At 62.3% G+C, this 17,029-nt stretch carries 14 protein-coding genes and 1 tRNA gene; 6 read left to right on the top strand and 9 right to left on the bottom strand.

Annotated elements, in window-relative coordinates; genetic code table 11:
- Positions 1-43: 43 nt before the first annotated feature.
- Both FJ977_RS04015 and FJ977_RS04010 read right to left on the bottom strand, forming a co-directional pair.
- A complete protein-coding gene (locus FJ977_RS04015) occupies positions 44-1,813 on the bottom strand; it encodes a TadG family pilus assembly protein (protein WP_140768738.1) in 1,770 nt (589 codons plus the stop codon).
- Positions 1,814-2,260: a TadE/TadG family type IV pilus assembly protein gene (locus FJ977_RS04010; protein WP_140769729.1), complete on the bottom strand. Its 447-nt coding sequence runs from the start codon at positions 2,258-2,260 to the stop codon at positions 1,814-1,816.
- A 284-nt stretch (positions 2,261-2,544) separates the two neighbouring features.
- On the opposite strand from FJ977_RS04010, the gene FJ977_RS04005 reads away from it, so the two are divergent.
- The 4 genes from FJ977_RS04005 (at position 2,545) to FJ977_RS03990 (ending at position 7,988) form a co-directional block, all read left to right on the top strand.
- On the top strand, positions 2,545-4,137 hold the full coding sequence (locus FJ977_RS04005) for a peptide ABC transporter substrate-binding protein (protein WP_140769727.1): 1,593 nt from the start codon (positions 2,545-2,547) through the stop codon (positions 4,135-4,137).
- 162 nt (positions 4,138-4,299) lie between these two features.
- Positions 4,300-5,223, top strand: a complete 924-nt coding sequence (locus FJ977_RS04000; protein ID WP_140768736.1) for an ABC transporter permease subunit — start codon at positions 4,300-4,302, stop codon at positions 5,221-5,223.
- The gene (locus tag FJ977_RS03995) at positions 5,216-6,337 is read left to right on the top strand and encodes an ABC transporter permease subunit (protein WP_140768734.1); all 1,122 of its coding nucleotides are present in this window, start codon (positions 5,216-5,218) and stop codon (positions 6,335-6,337) included. Before FJ977_RS04000 ends, FJ977_RS03995 begins: the two co-directional genes overlap by 8 nt.
- Before the next feature lie 31 nt (positions 6,338-6,368).
- On the top strand, positions 6,369-7,988 hold the full coding sequence (locus FJ977_RS03990; protein ID WP_140768732.1) for an ABC transporter ATP-binding protein: 1,620 nt from the start codon (positions 6,369-6,371) through the stop codon (positions 7,986-7,988).
- Between the two features lie 46 nt (positions 7,989-8,034).
- Here FJ977_RS03990 and FJ977_RS03985 read toward each other — a convergent pair whose 3' ends face one another.
- The 6 genes from FJ977_RS03985 to FJ977_RS03960 form a co-directional block, all read right to left on the bottom strand.
- Complete coding sequence (locus FJ977_RS03985) at positions 8,035-8,379, bottom strand: hypothetical protein (RefSeq protein ID WP_140768730.1); 345 nt, start codon at positions 8,377-8,379, stop codon at positions 8,035-8,037.
- 178 nt (positions 8,380-8,557) lie between these two features.
- Entirely contained in the window at positions 8,558-8,995 is a 438-nt protein-coding gene (locus FJ977_RS35690) for a hypothetical protein (protein WP_181179569.1), read from the bottom strand.
- A 4-nt stretch (positions 8,996-8,999) separates the two neighbouring features.
- Positions 9,000-9,215 (bottom strand): hypothetical protein, encoded by a 216-nt coding sequence (locus FJ977_RS03975; protein ID WP_140769723.1) that lies wholly within the window; start codon positions 9,213-9,215, stop codon positions 9,000-9,002.
- Positions 9,216-10,235: 1,020 nt separating this feature from the next.
- Positions 10,236-10,523: a hypothetical protein gene (locus FJ977_RS03970; protein WP_140768728.1), complete on the bottom strand. Its 288-nt coding sequence runs from the start codon at positions 10,521-10,523 to the stop codon at positions 10,236-10,238.
- Between the two features lie 703 nt (positions 10,524-11,226).
- Positions 11,227-11,303: transfer RNA gene (locus tag FJ977_RS03965), tRNA-Pro, on the bottom strand.
- A 75-nt stretch (positions 11,304-11,378) separates the two neighbouring features.
- Positions 11,379-12,263, bottom strand: coding sequence for an NmrA/HSCARG family protein (locus FJ977_RS03960; protein WP_140768726.1), 885 nt, complete (start codon positions 12,261-12,263; stop codon positions 11,379-11,381).
- A 99-nt stretch (positions 12,264-12,362) separates the two neighbouring features.
- On the opposite strand from FJ977_RS03960, the gene FJ977_RS03955 reads away from it, so the two are divergent.
- Both FJ977_RS03955 and FJ977_RS03950 read left to right on the top strand, forming a co-directional pair.
- Positions 12,363-13,262: a LysR family transcriptional regulator gene (locus tag FJ977_RS03955; RefSeq protein ID WP_140768724.1), complete on the top strand. Its 900-nt coding sequence runs from the start codon at positions 12,363-12,365 to the stop codon at positions 13,260-13,262.
- A gap of 43 nt (positions 13,263-13,305) precedes the next feature.
- Complete coding sequence (locus FJ977_RS03950) at positions 13,306-15,546, top strand: AGE family epimerase/isomerase (protein WP_140768722.1); 2,241 nt, start codon at positions 13,306-13,308, stop codon at positions 15,544-15,546.
- A gap of 7 nt (positions 15,547-15,553) precedes the next feature.
- Here the strand turns inward: FJ977_RS03950 and betB are convergent, their stop codons facing one another.
- Positions 15,554-17,017 (bottom strand): betaine-aldehyde dehydrogenase, encoded by a 1,464-nt coding sequence (gene betB, locus FJ977_RS03945; protein ID WP_140768720.1) that lies wholly within the window; start codon positions 17,015-17,017, stop codon positions 15,554-15,556.
- Between the last annotated feature and the right edge of the window lie 12 nt (positions 17,018-17,029).

Genomic DNA, 17,029 nt, shown 5'->3' with positions numbered 1-17,029 from the left:
GGTTCGACCGCGTCCGGGCCAGGCGACCGCCTGGCCACAAAGCTTATTGAACGAGCACGGCGCGTCCGCACGTCGCCCCGGTGACACGCACGTCGGCCTGGCCGACACCGACCCCCAGGGCCGACAGCACATTGTAGAGCAAGTCGTCGACGGGCGCCGTCACGGTGTTGAGCAGGGCCACAACTGCTGGTTTGACCGTTCCGAGCAGGGCCGTCAGATCGATGCCGAGACCGAGCGCATTGACCGAAAGCGACAAATTGTTGACCAGCGACGTGGTGAGCGACTGCGAGATGTTGCGCGTCGAAACGGTCTTGATCGTCTTGTTGGCGATGTCGGTCGCGTTGAAGGTCAGGGTCTGCGGGCTGTTGTTGGTGATCGCGGTCGCGGCCGAACCCATCACCTGGATCAGCGGGATGTTGATCAGCAGGATCCTCAGGCTCACATCGGCGATCTCGGCGTCGGTGAAGGTCTGCGGCTGGCTGAAATCGGCGAAACCGGAGGCGTTGTTGCTGTTGGCCAGGTTCAACTGGGCAATACCGGGATGTGCGGCGATGGAAACGCTGATGCTGGAAGGCCCTGTCGGACAGGTTATGTCGGTCAGCTTGGCTTCGGCGTAGGCGACTTCCACATTGAGCGGCAGATTGACGGCCAGCAGGCTGATGCCGCCGCTGAGGCCGGGTGTGCCGATGCCGACCGAGGCCGTCAGCTTGATGCGCGTCTGGGCGGTCCGCACGACGGTGCCGATGCCATCGACCGCCAGCCAGGGCGAGGATTGCGCCGGCTCGCCAATGGCGATGTTGAGCTTGGTGGAGAGCAGCCCGGGGATGGTGGCGCCGAGATCGACCGCCGCCTGGTTGGTGCCGTTTGCGAGCACGGCGGCGGCGGTCAGCATCCCCATGGCGCTTGCGTCGACCCCAAGGCCGGACGGCTGTTGTCCGAGGCCCAGGCTGCCGACGGAACCAAGGTCGATAAGACTGCTGAGCGGGATCTTGACCGTGCTAGTCGACTTGGTGGCGACGGTCTGCAGGGCGACCTTGGCCGTATTGCCGAGACCAGGAACGTTGGCCATGGCTGTGGCGATCTGGCCGACAGTCGCCTTCGAGGCCAGCACGTTTGAATAGGTGCCGGCGGTGATGTTCAGTTGTGTGGCCAGGGCACTGACAAAGGAGAGCACGCTGACGTCGGCCGATATCAGCCCGTTATAGTCCATGACGCTGAGCGAGATGTTGCCGCCGAGAAGTCCGCTTAGAAGCGCGTTGAGGATGCCGCCGTTGACGCTGAGCAGCCTCGATCCGACCGAGAATGCGGCCTGCGGCGTCATGCTGGCCGTGGCCTGGGTGCCGATGACCGGAGTGGGGATGAGCGAGCTCGCGAAATAGCGGGCGGGGATTTTCGCCAGCGTGACACGCACTGCATTGTAAGGTGTCACACCCGCCTGGAAGCGCTGGGTGACATTGGCGGTCGATGAGGCATATCGGCCCTTTGTGACCGTCACCACCGTCTTTCCGACGGCCGGGGGAATGGTCTGGCCCGAGGCCTGAACGACGACACCCGGCATGCCGTTGTCGGTGAGCGTGGTCACGACCGCCGTGTTGACATTGTTGATGTTCGAGGCGGCGGTGATCGCCGCCAGATCGACCATCGCCTGGGCTTCGCGGCGTTCGGTATAGATGGAGGCTTCATCGATGGCCACCGCGGCCAGCGCCAGCGCGACCGGAGCGCTCAGTGCCGTCATGACGGCAAAGTTCGCATTCCTGTCTCCCAGCATCGACCGTACAAGCCGGCCGATGCCCTTGCCCCGACGCTGCGGCATTCAGATACCCCCGACCCTGATCGTTGACTGGCGCTTGATGGTGGTCCCCGGCATGGCTATGCCCGGGAAGAGATTCCAGATCGGCAGGTTGCGCGCATCGTAGGAGATAGACACCACGAACTGGCTTCCATCGGCTACGCTGTCATTGGCCTGGTAGGTCAGTTTGCTGACGTCCACGAAGGGGTATCCGCCGGCATTGTTGGTGAGGAAGGAGGCCACCAGCGTTTGCCGCTCGGTCTGGTTCAATCCTGCAATGGCCGTCCTGGCGGCGTCGGCCGCGATCTGCTGGATCGAGTTCGCGGCGCCAAAATAGATGCCGTACGCAACCATTCCGAGTATTATGAGGATAAAGAGCGGCGACAGCAAAGCGAATTCAACCGCTGAAGTTCCCGAATTGTCTGTTCGGAAAGCGCGCTTTCGGGCCTTGGAAATGAGGTTCTGAACCATGATAACAGCATGCCAAAATTCGCATGCAGAAAGCGAAAACTCTGGGTACAACCAGAGAGTGCGTACAATTGAAAAAGCCGCTCTAATTTAGCCGTTGCTTCTTCGGTTGGAAGGATTGACTTAGGGTCAATCAGTACTCGGTTGAAAACAGCTTACCTCCTGTCTAGTCTCCTGCCACCAGCTGCCGGAGGGAACCGGTGGCACGCTTGAAGGAACCAGATATCGGTCCCCGGGGCGTCAACACGAAAAGGCGCGCCGACGGCAGCGCCGACAGGGAGAACTTCATGCTGAAAAACATGCTGAAGGCGACGGTGTTCGCCACCACCATGGCCGTAGCCGCCGGTGCGTTCTACACGCCGGCTTTCGCGGAGACCGTCTATAACAGGGGCACCGCCGCTGAGTCGGAATCGGTCGACCCGCACAAGACCTCGACGGTCTATGAAGCCAATGTGTTGCGTGACCTGTTCCAGGGACTGGTCATGCAGGACGAGAAGGCGAACCTCATTCCGGGCGCCGCCGAAAGCTGGACGGTATCGGATGACGGCACCGTCTACACCTTCAAGCTGCGCAAGGACGGCATGTGGTCGGACGGCAGCCCGGTGACGGCCGACGATTTCGTCTACGCCTTCCATCGGCTGGAAGACCCCGCGACCGGCGCCGAATATGCCTCGATGCTCTATCCGGTGAAGGGTGCGGAAGACGTCAACACCAAGAAGGGCAAGCCCGAGGACATGGGCGTCAAGGCGATCGACGCCAACACCCTGGAAGTGACGCTGAAGGCGCCGACACCTTACTTCCTGGAGATGCTGACCCATCAGGCGACCTATCCGGTCAGCAAGGCCTCGATCGAAAAGCTCGGCGCTGACTGGATCAAGCCCGGCAACCTTGTTTCGAACGGCGCCTATACGCTGGCCGAATGGGTCCCCAACGACCACATGAAACTGGTCAAGAATCCGAAATTCTGGGACGCGGCGACCGTCAAGTTCGACGTGGTCAACTACATCCCGACCGAAGATCGCTCCTCGGCCATGAAGCGCTTCGAAGCCGGCGAACTCGACAGCTACGACGATCTGCCGACCGAACAGCTCGCCGACCTCAAGACCAAGTTCGGCGACCAGATCCATGTCGGCCCATATCTCGGCACCTATTACTACGCGATCAAGACCGACAAGGCGCCGTGGAACAACCCTGAACTGCGCAACGCCATTTCGATGGCGATCGACCGCGACTTCATCGCCGAAAAGGTCTGGCAGAACTCGATGCTGCCCGGCTATTCCATGGTGCCTCCCGGCATCGAGGGCTACACGCCCGCAATGGCCAAATACGCCGACATGCCGCAGATCGATCGCGAGGACGCCGCCAAGAAAATCCTCGAGAAGCTTGGCTACACGCCCGAACATCCGCTGAAGATGGAAATCCGGTACAACACGTCGGAGAACCACAAGAACACCGCGGTTGCCATCCAGGAGCAGTTGAAGCCGCTTGGCGTCGACGTCACGCTGCTCAACACCGACACCAAGACCCACTACTCCTTCCTTGAGCAGAAGGGCGACTATGACGTGGCGCGTGCCGCCTGGATCGCCGACTACAAGGATCCCGAAACCTTCCTCGGCATCTCGCGCAAGGCGAGCGGCAACAACTACTCGAACTACAACAGCCCGGCCTATGAAGCGGCCATGGACAAGGCGGCCGCCGCCGGCGGCAAGCCCGAGGAGCGCATGAAGGAGCTCTCCGAGGCCGAGCGCATTCTTGTCGACGACGTCGGCCAGATTCCGCTTCTCTACTACAGCTACCACGACATCGTTTCCTCGAAGCTGCATGGCTTCGTCGACAATGTGATGGACGTCCATCCGTCACGTTTCGTCAGCAAGGACTGACCCTGGCCAAGCCTCCGCGCACTCCGTGCGCGGAGGTGCTGGTTTGCCATCGCATCGGCCCGGGAAGCGGAATCGATTTTCGGAAAATCCGGTGCGAAGATTTGAAGGCTGGAGCGCAATCGTCCAACTGGACGTTGGTGCTTCGGATCAAGCGGGGCACCGATGCTGCGATACGTATTCCGGCGGCTTTTGACCGCCATACCGACGCTGTTCGTCATCGTGACGATGGCGTTTTTCCTGATGCGCGTCGCGCCAGGCGGCCCATTCAACCAGGAGCGGGGGCTGAGCCCCGAGATCAAGGCCAACCTTGAAGCCCAATTCGGCCTCAACGACCCGCTCTGGCTGCAATATGTCCACTATCTCGGCAATCTCCTGCGCGGCAATTTCGGTCCGAGCTACAACATGCCGGACTTCACCGTCACCGAACTGTTCGCCAAGGGCCTGCCCATTTCGGTGCAACTCGGTGCGTCGGCACTGATCCTGGCGCTGCTGCTGGGTTCCTTGCTCGGCACCATCGCCGCACTCAACCAGAACAAGCTTGGCGACTATACGGTGATTGCACTGGCGACCGCCGGCAGCACCATCCCGACCTTCGTCATCGCGCCGGTGATCCAGCTCCTCTTCGGATTGACCTGGAAGCTGCTGCCGATCGGCGGCTGGGGCGATGGCGCCTTCATCAACAAGGTCGGTCCGGTGCTCACCCTTGCCTTGCCGCAGATCGCCATCGTTGCCCGCCTGATGCGCGGCTCGATGATCGAATCTCTGCGCTCCCACCATATCCGCACGGCGCGCGCGCTCGGCCTTTCCGACTGGTCGGTGGTGGTCAAGCACGCCCTGCGCGGCGCCATCCTGCCGATCGTATCGTTTACCGGCCCCGCGGCGGCGGCCCTTTTGACCGGTTCTGTCATCGTCGAGACGATCTTTTCCATTCCAGGCGTCGGCCGCTATTTTGTCGATGCAGCGCTCAACCGCGACTACACGCTGGTGATGGGGACGGTGGTGGTGATCGCCATCTTCACCATCATCTTCAACCTGATCGTCGACGTCATGTACGCGGTCGTCGATCCGAGGGTGCGCTATGACTGACATCGCAGCCACGGCTCCCACCATCGTTGGCCGCTCGCTCTGGGGCGATGCCTGGGCGCGCCTCAAGGCCAACCGCGCCGCCATGTTCAGCCTCTACTATCTCGCCTTGATCGGGATCGTCAGCGTGTTCGGCCCCTGGTTCGTGCCGCATCAATACACGACCATCTATGCCGACTATGTGCGCATGCCGCCAAGCCTGTCGGCCTACCCGAAGCCAGACATGATCCAGGGCGCGCTCACGGACGCCATCAAGCGCATGCGTGTCGACCTCAAGGAATGGCATCAGGAAGGCAGCCGCGTCACGGTCACGGTCACCTCGACCAAACCGGTCGATGATCGCAACATCCGCTATCTCGACCGCTCCGATGCCTTTGACGACACCAGGATCGAGAACAAATCGCCCGACGGGCTCGAGGTGACGATGAGCACATCGGTCAAGCAGCAATATTTCCTGTTCGGCACCGACAACACCGGCCGCGATCTGCTGTCGCGCACGCTGATGGCCGGGCGCATCTCGCTGGCCATCGGCCTGCTCGCCGGCGTCGTGGCGGTGGTGATTGGCGTGATCTATGGCGCCGCCGCCGGCTTTTCCGGTGGCAAGATCGACGAGGTGATGATGCGCATTGTCGACGTGCTCTATTCCTTGCCGTTCATCTTCTTCGTCATCATGCTGGTGGTGTTCTTCGGCCGCAACTTCGTGCTGATGTTCCTGGCCGTCGGCGCGGTGCTGTGGCTCGACATGGCCCGCATCGTGCGCGGCCAGGCGCTGTCCATCCGCCGCCAGGAATATGTCCAGGCGGCCGAGGCCATGGGCGTCGGCCAGCGCGGCATCCTGTTGCGCCATGTCATCCCCAATCTGCTCGGTCCGGTGGTGATCTACATGACGCTGCTGGTGCCGCAGGTCATCATCCTGGAGAGTTTCCTGTCGTTCCTCGGGCTCGGCGTGCAGGAACCGATGACCAGTTGGGGCGTGCTGATTTCGGTCGGCGCCAAGAACATCGGCACCGCCAACTGGCTGCTCCTGTTCCCTGCCTTCTTCCTCGTCTCGACGCTGTTCGCCCTGAATTTCGTCGGCGACGGCCTGCGCGACGCGCTCGACCCAAGGGATCGATGAGATGGGGATCGCTGAGATGGGGACCGCTGACATGGCCACTCCCGAAACGATCCTCGCCGTCAAGGACCTGCGCGTCCGCTTCCGCACGCTCGACGGCGCCGTCGAGGCGGTGAAGGGCATCAACATCCACGTCAATGCCGGCGAGACCGTTGCCGTGGTCGGCGAGTCCGGTTCCGGCAAGAGCCAGACCATGATGGCGGCGATGAGCCTGCTGGCCTCGAACGGCGAAGCCACGGGCCATGTCGACTATCGCGGCCGCAACCTGCTGACACTGAGCAAGTCCGACCTGAACAAGGTGCGCGGCGCCAAGATCAGCATGATCTTCCAGGAGCCGATGACCTCGCTCGATCCGCTCTATTCGATCGGCAACCAGCTGATCGAGCCGATCCGCCGGCATCGCGGCCTGAATGCCGCCGAGGCACGCGAGGAGGCGCTCAGGCTCTTGCGGCTCGTGCATATTCCCGATCCCGAGCGGCGGATGAAATCCTATCCGCACGAAATGTCCGGCGGCCAGCGCCAGCGCGTGATGATCGCCATGGCGCTGGCCAACGATCCCGACATCCTGATCGCCGACGAGCCGACGACGGCGCTCGACGTGACCATCCAGGCGCAGATCCTGATGTTGCTCGCCGAACTGCAGCGCAAGCTAGGCATGGCGATCGTCTTCATCACCCACGATCTTGGCATCGTCCGGCGTTTCGCCGACCGTGTCTATGTCATGCGCCAGGGCGAGGTGGTTGAAGAAGGCGAGGCGGAAGCGATCTTCGCAAACCCGCAGCACGCCTACACCAAGATGCTGCTGGCGGCCGAGCCGACAGGAACCAAGGCACCACCGCCGGCCAATGCGCCCGTGGTGCTCGAAGGCAGGAATGTCGAAGTCACGTTCAGGATCGGCGGCGGGTTTCTGGCCGGCGAGTCACTGATGCTGCGTGCCGTCGATGACATTTCGATCCGGCTTCAGCGCAACCAGACCATTGGCATCGTCGGCGAATCCGGATCGGGCAAATCGACACTCGGCCGCGCCCTGCTGCGGCTGCTGCCGAGCGATGGTTTGATCCGTTTTGGCGATCGCGACATTTCCACGGCCGACCGGCAGGCGATGCGGCCGCTGCGGCGCCAGATGCAACTCGTCTTCCAGGATCCGTTCGGCTCGCTGTCGCCGCGCATGACCGTCGGCCAGGTCATCACCGAAGGCCTTCTGGTGCATGAGCCGAACCTTTCGAGCAAGCAGCGTGACCAGCGCGCGGTCGAGGCCTTGCGCGAAGTCGGGCTCGATCCCAACGCCCGCAACCGCTACCCGCATGAATTCTCGGGCGGCCAGCGGCAGCGCATCGCCATTGCACGCGCCATGATCCTGAAGCCAAAGATGGTCGTGCTGGACGAGCCGACCTCCGCGCTTGATCGCTCGGTGCAAAAGCAGATCGTCGAACTGCTGCGCAAGCTGCAGGCCGACCATGAACTGTCCTACCTCTTCATCAGCCACGACCTCGCCGTGGTGCGCGCCATGGCCGACTACATCATCGTCATGAAGCAGGGAAAGATTGTCGAGGAGGGGCCAACCGAGGCGATCTTCAGCAACCCGCAAGCGCCTTACACGCAGACGCTGATGAACGCGGCGATCGACGTGACGCGCTTTCGGCTGAGCGCCTGAGGCGGCGCTTCAACTGAAGGCAATCATCGTGGCGGCGTCCGTCCGCTCAGCCCGCGGACCTCGGGCACTTGCGTGCGCGCGCAGCGGCAATGGCATCCTGCTGCTGTTTCAGCCGGTCTATCCTGGCTGTTTCCCGATTGGCGACGGCGGTTTTCACGCGTGAGCCACCAAGCAGCCAGCGGGGAACATTGGTGTTGGCGACCTTGCCGCGCGTAATCGCGGTTTGCGAGATTTCGTTGGCGGTTTCGCCCAGCGCGCTGTTGAGCTCGATACAGGTCATCTTGTCGTACTTCGCCGGATCTGTCGTTCTGCTGATCGAGGAGCAGCCGGCCACAAGAAGCACGGCAATCACAAGAACCGGTGTCGAAGCTGTCGTTGAGATAAAATTCATGTCCGCATCCGGTCGCCAGCTTACCGGCTTTCATCGAATTGCCTAGAGCCGATGCCCATTTCGACAAAGTTTGCGCCTGCTGTCGAGCCCGATCGCAATTCGCGCGGGCGTGACGAGATGCTGTATGCCGGCGCATGCTCGTTCGCACGGCTTGTCGGCCTGTCATCTCCTGGGATTCTCACGCTGTCTCGGCGACTAGTCCGGCCATGGGGGCATCACCACGGAGCACTGTCTGGGCGATATCGCTCTTGTTCTCATCGACATGCGCCGTCACCAGGACGATCCCCTCGGCGACGCTGCGATCGTCGGGTTTGGCTGCAGTCTTGATGAATGAGCCGAGCAGCCCGCCAGCGCCGCCACAGACCGCGCAAATCACGGCTGTTGCCGGTAACCCGGCCTGAAGGGAAGTGACACCGTAGACGGCCACGGCGCCAAGGCACGCCAACGCCGCACCGACCAAACCGAGAATGACGCCCGGAGACTTCAGAACTCCGACTTCATCCTGGTAGGGGCCGATAATGGCAACCTGAACGTGAGGAACACCAGCCGCCACCAGTTCTCCGGCAACCCGGCCCGCTTCGGCATGGGAATCAAAAAGCCTGCTGATGGTCCGCATGGTCTCAGGGCGTTTCCTTGTCGAGCAACGTGTCGGTCACGAAGGAAGCGGCAATTAAATCATCGCCGCCGATGCTGCCCTGTCCGTCCTCCATCATGGCCGCGACCTTTTGGAATGTCTTCATTTCGCTGATGGTAATCCGGGCTTGCTGCATCCTGGCCTTGAGGTCGGCTACGCGCGTCCCCAATGCATCGGATCTTGCGGCCTCACTGTTCGACATGGTGACTTTCATCCAATTCCGCTTGATCGCCCTCGCGCCCAGTCAACCGAACAGGGGCGAAGCGCAATCGTTCCCTGGTTGGGCTTCGGTCTGGTAGGGAGCCGGACTTAAGTCTGACTGTAAAATGCAATGGTCCTACCGGTGATGCTGCCCGGAACAGCCCCCGTTCAAAGCCGTTGTCCGCTGCATGTGCAGGAGGAAGTGATGGAGAAGAGTGTTGGCCAAGCACGCTGGTTGCTCGCACTGACCTTCGCGGTGGCCATCACCTTCATGGCGATTGGAATAACTCTTGGCTGACCATCCGAGAGATCGAGCACGAATGTCTTGCAGATTGGCGCAGCTATGTCCCTTCCTGCGCCGATAGGGTTCGCCCGCCGCCTTCATGCGGCGGGCGAACCCTCAGTCTCAAATCGGAGAGCGGAAGAAGGCGGCTGAACGATCAGAACTTCCACAACAAGTGGTGAGATTGCGCGGACTTCCGCGACCAACCCGCTACGCATGGCTCCAATGCCAGACCGGAATCGCGGATTGAACCAACAAATCACGCTCGATTAACGCTGGCCGCTCCACACATCACAACCGAGATATCCATGCGGCACGTACGTTGCTTGCCAGCGTCATTGGGAGGCGAATATGGCACTTTCACCGGACCGGTATGATGATGACATGATGATCCAATGTCCTCGATGCAACCGAATGATGATCCGTAAAGGTCGCCTGATAAAGAGCGTCAAGTCGCTGACCTGTGAAGGTTGTGACAATCAAATTCGGATGACATACAGCCGCAAGATCGACATCTTCGAAAGACGCCGCCGATCACATCCCTGACTCTGGTCTGAATTCTGGCCGGCCCAGCCTGTGGGTAAGTCAAGCTCGCGTCGACTGACTGGGCGAGGGTATGGACCAGCACCAGTCAGGGTACCCCGAGCATTCTCCGAGCGCATCTATGTGGATGTTCACCTGGGACAAAGGCCGAGTTGGCCCGACTCCTGATAATGAGCCGGGCCGCCGGCCGTTTTATCAGTAGCCGCCGTTCTCGATCACCACCGGATGGCGGTGATGGTGTGTGGAGACGGAACCCGTAACCACGAGGGCATCGCGACGATGGTGATGATGCCGGCGGCCATGGTCATAGAAAGCAACCGTGCCGTGGTGACGGTGATGCAGGCGCTGTCCATCCTCGTTGATGATCCTGACCTGGTGGTGGTGTCGATGGTGGGTCCGGATAACCACATCGGCCTCGGCTGCCGAGGCCACGACCGGGAATCCCACGGAAAGCGCCAAAGCGCACATGAGCATTGTTTTCATTATAATTTCTCCACTGACTGGAATAGCCCTTCGGTGGATACAACTGCGGCTGGCCGCTTTGGTTCCGGGGCTTTCCCAAGGCGGTAGGGATGCCTGCGGGCAAGTCGAAGGTCGGGCGATCGCATTGCCCAAGGCAGAGAAGGGGGCGCCTTTCGAAGTGGTCCGATGCACCGGTTGCGCTCATTCAATCGGCGCGACGATCTGCGCTCAAAAATTCGCGACATTCGGTCTGCCATTCGGCGGAACATTAGGTCTATCTAATAGTTCTACTCCCTGCGGCAGACGCCTCGGTGTCTGCCGAAGATCGGCCGGCAAAGGCCGATCGGTCCGCGTCCTCCGCCAGAGGCGCGGGCTTCCCAGGCGACAGGAGAGAGATCATGAACAACATCATCTGGCTCGTTGGAGCGATAGTCATCGTGTTGGCGATATTGAGCTTCTTTGGCCTCCGATAAGTGTGACGGGAGTAAGGTTCGTCGACACTTCTTGTCGGCACGTGATCAGCCGAGCGGAATGCTGGGAAGCGCCCATGGCTGACGGCCGCAAACCAATATTACGGCAGGGAGCTTACCGCTCCTCTTTGCTGCATGGCGCGTTGGATATGACTCTCAGCCAACTCAACTGAGGAGGGGTATCATCTCGCCCTGTTCTCAGGTGGCATATCAATCAAGCGCCAAAGTCGGGATGCGCTAACACATTGTTTTTCTGGTCGGAGTGGCAGGATTTGAACCTGCGACCCCCTCGTCCCGAACGAGGTGCGCTACCAGGCTGCGCTACACTCCGTGACCAGACGGCGGGCTTATAGCCGCCACACTTCATTCCTGCAAGCGGCAATGGCAGCACTTCTGTCGCATTTCATCAGCTTTCGTCGCGCAGGCCGCTGATGTTCCAGTCAAATGCGTGCGCCCAGTCGGCAAAACCGTGCCAGCGCACTTCGGGGAACTCCCTTTGCAAGGCGGTGATGTCGACGTCGTAGCCGACGCGGTCGAACCATTCGAACATCAGTGCCGCGTCCTCGCTCTGCTGGCGGGCGGCCGCGATCGGGATCTCCTGATAGCGGATCGGGCGGCCGATGGCCTCGGACAGGATTCTTGCCTGCTCTTCACCGGACAATTCATCCCCTGCAAAATCGAAGCGCTTGCCGAACACGCGTTCGCGCCGCTCGGCCAGAGTGGCGACGAACGCGCCGATATCCGCCAGCGAGACCAGTTGGAGGACACGCTTCGGCGGCATGGCGAAGGCATGGCTGCCTTGGCTGAGCGCGCCGATCGACCACGGTGCGACGACATTCTCCATGAAGGCGACCGGCGCGCTGATCGTATAGGGAATGCCGAGCTGCCTGACATGCTGCTCGACCAGGTATTTGCTTTCGAAATGCGGAATGCCGGTCTTCTTGTCGGCGTCGGCAACGGATGAATAGATCAGGTGTCCGATGCCGGCGGCCTTTGCCGCATCGGCGGCTAGAATCCCCTGGCGGGTCTCTTCCTCAAGGCCGGCCTCGTAGCTGTTGCCCATCAGGAACATGGTGTCGGCGCCTTTTGCGGCCTTCACGACTGAGACCGCGTCGGCGAGATCGCCGGCGACAACCTCGGCGCCAGCCACCGCCAGTTGCCGCGCGGCTTCGCTGTCCGGCTTGCGCGTCATTGCCTTGACGCGATGGCCCCTGGACAGCAGGGCATGCGCCACCGCACCGCCTTGTTGGCCCGTGGCACCGGTCACAAGAATGTTTCGTTTGCTGGTCATCTGATCTGCTCCTTCTGTTTGTCTGGAGCAAAGCTAGGGCCTATTGCATTGATGCATAATTGTATATAATTGGAAAACTTTGTCCCAATTTTGAGTGCAATGATCGATCTCAACGATATTGTCGTGTTTGCCCGCGTCGTCGAAGCCGGCAGCTTCACCGCCGCGGCGCGCCTCCTCGCCATGCCCAAGACGACGGTCAGCCGCCGTGTCGCCGCGCTCGAACGCGAGGTCGGCGTGCGTCTGCTGCAGCGCACCACGCGCAGCCTCAACCTGACGGATGCCGGGCGTCTCTACTATGAGCGGAGCAGCCAGGGGCTGCGGACGATAGAAGAGGCCAATCTGCACCTCGCCGAGGCGAGGGCGGAGCCTTCGGGCACGATCCGAATCTCGGCTCCGGTTGGTTTTGGGGGGCACTTCCTCATCCGCGCCGTGGTCGACTTTCTGACGCTGTACCCGAAGACCAATGTCGAACTTCGCCTCACCGACGACAAGCTCAATCTGGTCGAGGATGGCATTGATCTCGCCTTCCGTACCGGGAGACTGGAGGATTCGACGCTGATTGCCCGCAAGCTCGGTTCCACGCACAGGCTGCTCTGCGCCAGCCCCGCCTATCTCGCCCGATACGGGATGCCGGAAAGCCCGGCCGATCTCACCCGCCATCGATGCGTCATCGCGGGTCCGTCGGCCTCAGGCGCTCATTGGGTGCTGGATGGCCCACAAGGCCAGGAAACAGTCGTAGTCGCCGGGCGCTTCGCCGCCAATGAGATGCAGGCGGTGGTGGCGGCCGCGCTCGCGGACTTCGGCATCGCTCAATTGCCACAGCCGATAGCGGAGGGATTGATCAACGAGGGGCGGTTGCGGCGCGTCCTCGACGGCTATACGACACCGGCCGGTGGCCTGCACGTTCTCTATCCCAGCAGCCGGCACCTTTCCCCCCTGGTCAAGGCCTTCATCGACCTGGCGGTCGAGCGCATTTCCAATCGGGTAAACACGGCTTAAAGGCATGCCTGCTACCCCAGACCAACTTCTAAGCGAGACCCGAATGAGCCAGCGCATCGTCAGTTTTGTCATGAGCGGCGGCGTCGGTTCGCGGCTCTGGCCGCTGTCGCGCGAGGATAATCCCAAGCAGTTTCACGACCTGTCCGGCGACGGTTCCATGCTGGCCAAGACCTTGCGCCGGCTGACGGCAAGGCCCGCGGGCCAAACGCCGATCTTCCTGATCGCCTCGGAGCGCCATGCCGAGCGTGTCCATGCCGACCTGGCCGGGCTGGACCTTGCGGGCGGCGGTCCGCTGTTCGAGCCCACGGGGCGCAACACCGCCGCCGCGATCGCACTGGCAACGCTGCGCACCCTGTCCGAATTCGGCGACAGCATGGTCCTGGTTGTGCCATCGGACCACGAAATATCGACCGCAGGGCAATTCTGGCAGAGCATCGAGGCCGGCGCCGAGGCGGCGCGCGCCGGCCGGCTCGTGGTGTTCGGCATCAAGCCGACACAGCCCGAGACCGGCTATGGCTATATCGAGGTGGCAGGTGCGCAGGGCGGCATCTTCGACGTCACGCGCTTCGTCGAAAAGCCGGACCTTGCGACGGCGCAGAGCTATCTCAGGGCGGAAAACTTTTACTGGAACACCGGCATCTTCCTGTTTAGAGCCGGGGCCATGCGCGATGCCTTCGCGGCGTTCCAGCCGGACATCTGGCAGGCCACTGCGGCTGCCTACAAGGCGGCGACATCGGACCTGTCCGGCCTCTATATGCCGCTGGAGCTCTATGAAGCCATCCCCTCGATCTCGATCGACTACGCCATCATGGAGCGGGCGCAAGGCATTGCCATGGTGCCGGCCGACTTCCGCTGGAACGATCTCGGCTCCTGGCAGTCGCTGCTCGATGTCGGTCCGGCCGACGAGCAAGGCAATGTCGTCATCGGCGATGTCGTCGCCATCGATTGCGAGAACTCCTACATCCGCAGCGACGGCCGCCTGCTGTCCGCGATCGCCATGAAGGATGTGGCCATCGTTTCGACCGCCGACGCGACTTTCGTCGCGCCGGTCAGTCACAGCCAGCACGTCAAGAAGATCGTCGAACAGCTCGAGAAGTCGGGCCGGCTGGAAACCAGGTTCACGCCGGCGCATGACCGCGTCATCGAAAGCGGCGCCTGGCGGCGGCGTGTGCACCACTGGCTGTTTCAGGAGACATTGCCGCTGTGGTCGACATCAGGCGTCGACGAGCGCCATGGCGGTTTCCATGAAGTGCTGGGCTTTGACACCAACCCGCTCATGAAGCCCAAGCGCATGCGGACCCAGGCCAGGCAGGTCTTTGCCTTCGCGGTCGCCAGCGCGCGCGGCTGGCATGGTCCGGCCGACCGGCTGATCAGCCACGGTATCGAGTTCATGGCCAGGAATGGCCGCACCGACAAAGGCGGCTGGGTGCGTACGCTCCATGTCGACGGCTCCGTCGCCGATGCCACCGAGGATGCATACGATCATTCCTGCGTGCTTCTGGCGCTCGCCCATGCGCATATGTCGGGCAATCCCGATGCCTTGCGGCTCGGCGAGGAAACTTTCGCGTTCCTCGACGCGCATCTCGAGGATCATCGCATGACCGGTTTTCTCGAAACATCGGACGGGAAGGGCGAGCGGCGCTCCAACCCGCACATGCATCTGCTCGAGGCGTTCCTGGCCTGGCATCAGGCCACTGGCGAGCGTGCTCACCTGCGCCGCGCGGCGCGCATCATCGATCTCTTCCGAAGCCATTTCTTTGACCGGGACAGCTGGACGCTGGGCGAATATTTCGATGATGAATGGAGGCCGACCGCCGGTGAGAAGGGCGCGTGGACCGAGCCCGGCCATCACTTCGAATGGGCTTCGCTGCTGGTCGATTTCGCCGGACGCAGCGGCCAGGCCGAACTGAGCGGCTTCGCCAGGAAACTCTACGCCTCGGCCATCGCCAATGGCCTCAACCGCGCCACCGGCCTTGCCTATGGGGCGGTCTCGCGGCAGGGGCTGCCGCTGGATCTGATCTCGCGCAGCTGGCCGCAGGCCGAAGCGGTCAAGGCGGCGATTGCGCTGGACGGTGCGGGCGGACCCGATCTCAAGCCGGAGATCGAGGAACGGGTTGGCCGGCTGTTCCGCTGGCACATCGACCCGGCGCCGCTCGGCCTGTGGATAGACCGCATCGACGAACGCGGCCGCTCGCTGGCGTCGGATGTTCCGGCCAGCATCTTTTATCACCTGGTCTGCGCGCTGACGCAGTATCTGGATGGGACGGCGGAGAGGACGGCTTAGGCTAGGCTCAATACGGGCTCGCCACGTCCCCCGTCTCGACATAGATCGACTTGAGCTGCGAATAGAGCGCCAGTGCCGCCAGCGAGTTCTCGCGGCCGATGCCGGACTGCTTGAAGCCGCCGAAGGGGATTTCGACCGGCGTCAGATTGTAGGCATTGATCCAGCAGGTGCCGGCCTGCAACTCGGCGATGACACGATGGGCGCGCGGCAGGTCGCGGGTAAAGACACCGGCGGCGAGGCCGAATTCGGTGTCGTTGGCGCGGTCGATCACCTCGTCCTCGCCTTCGAATTTCAGCACGCTCATGACAGGCCCGAAAATCTCCTCGCGGGCGATGCGCATCGTGTCGGTGACACCGGTGAAGACTGTCGGCTCGACGAAGAAGCCGCCGTCAAAACCTTGCAGCGAGGGGACATTGCCGCCGCAGGCCAGTGTGGCGCCATCCTGATTGCCGATCCCGATATAGCCGACAACCTTCTCATGCTGTGCTTTCGAGACCAGAGGCCCCATCTGCGTCTCGGGGTCGAGCGGATCGCCGATGCGGATTTTCTTGGTCCGCTCGATCAGCCGCTCGACGAAGCGGTCATGGATGCCGCTCTGCACGAAGACGCGGGTCCCGTTGGAGCAGATCTGGCCGGTCGAGTAGAAATTGCCGAGCATGGCGCCACCGATGGCGTTTTCGATGTCGGCGTCGTCGAAGACGATCAGCGGCGACTTGCCGCCGAGCTCCATCGTCGCGTGCTTCATCTTCGAACCGGCCAGCGACAGCACCTTGCGTCCGGTCGGCACCGAGCCGGTCACCGAGACCTTGGCGACGACATCGTGCCCCACCAGGCCGGCGCCGACATCGCCATAACCCTGCACCACATTGAACAGCCCGTCGGGCAGGCCGGCCTCGCTGTAAATCTCGGCCAGCGCCAGTGCTGAAAGCGGCGTGTTTTCCGACGGCTTGAACACCATGGCATTGCCCATGGCCAGCGCCGGCGCCGATTTCCAGCCGGCGATCTGGATCGGGTAGTTCCATGCGCCGATGCCAACGCAGACGCCGAGGGCCTCGCGCCGCGTGTAGGCGAAAGGCCCGCCGAGATCGACGGCCTCGCCATTATAGGCGGCGACCGCGCCGCCGAAATATTCAAGGCAGTCGGCGGCGGAAGGCGCGTCCGCCACCAGCGTCTCCTGGATCGCCTTGCCGGTGTCGAGCGTCTCGATGCGGGCGAGGTCGGCGTTGCGGGCGCGAAGAATGTCCGCGGCGCGGCGCAGGATGCGTCCGCGCTCGACCGGCTTCAGCCGTGCCCAGGCCGGCTGCGCGGCCCGTGCGGCCTCGATGGCGAGTTCCAAGACGTTCGGCGTCGCCGAGCGCAGCATGGCGATGGTCTCGCCGGTTGCCGGGTAGATGACGGGTAGCGGCGCGCCTTGCTCGTCGTCGATATAGCGTCCGTTGACATAGTGCGATGCCGTGGGCTGGGCGCGCATGGGAGTCTCCAA

It is taken from the genome of Mesorhizobium sp. B2-1-3A (assembly GCF_006442655.1).
GTDB lineage: Bacteria > Pseudomonadota > Alphaproteobacteria > Rhizobiales > Rhizobiaceae > Mesorhizobium.
This window is presented reverse-complemented; position numbering and strand designations above follow the sequence as displayed.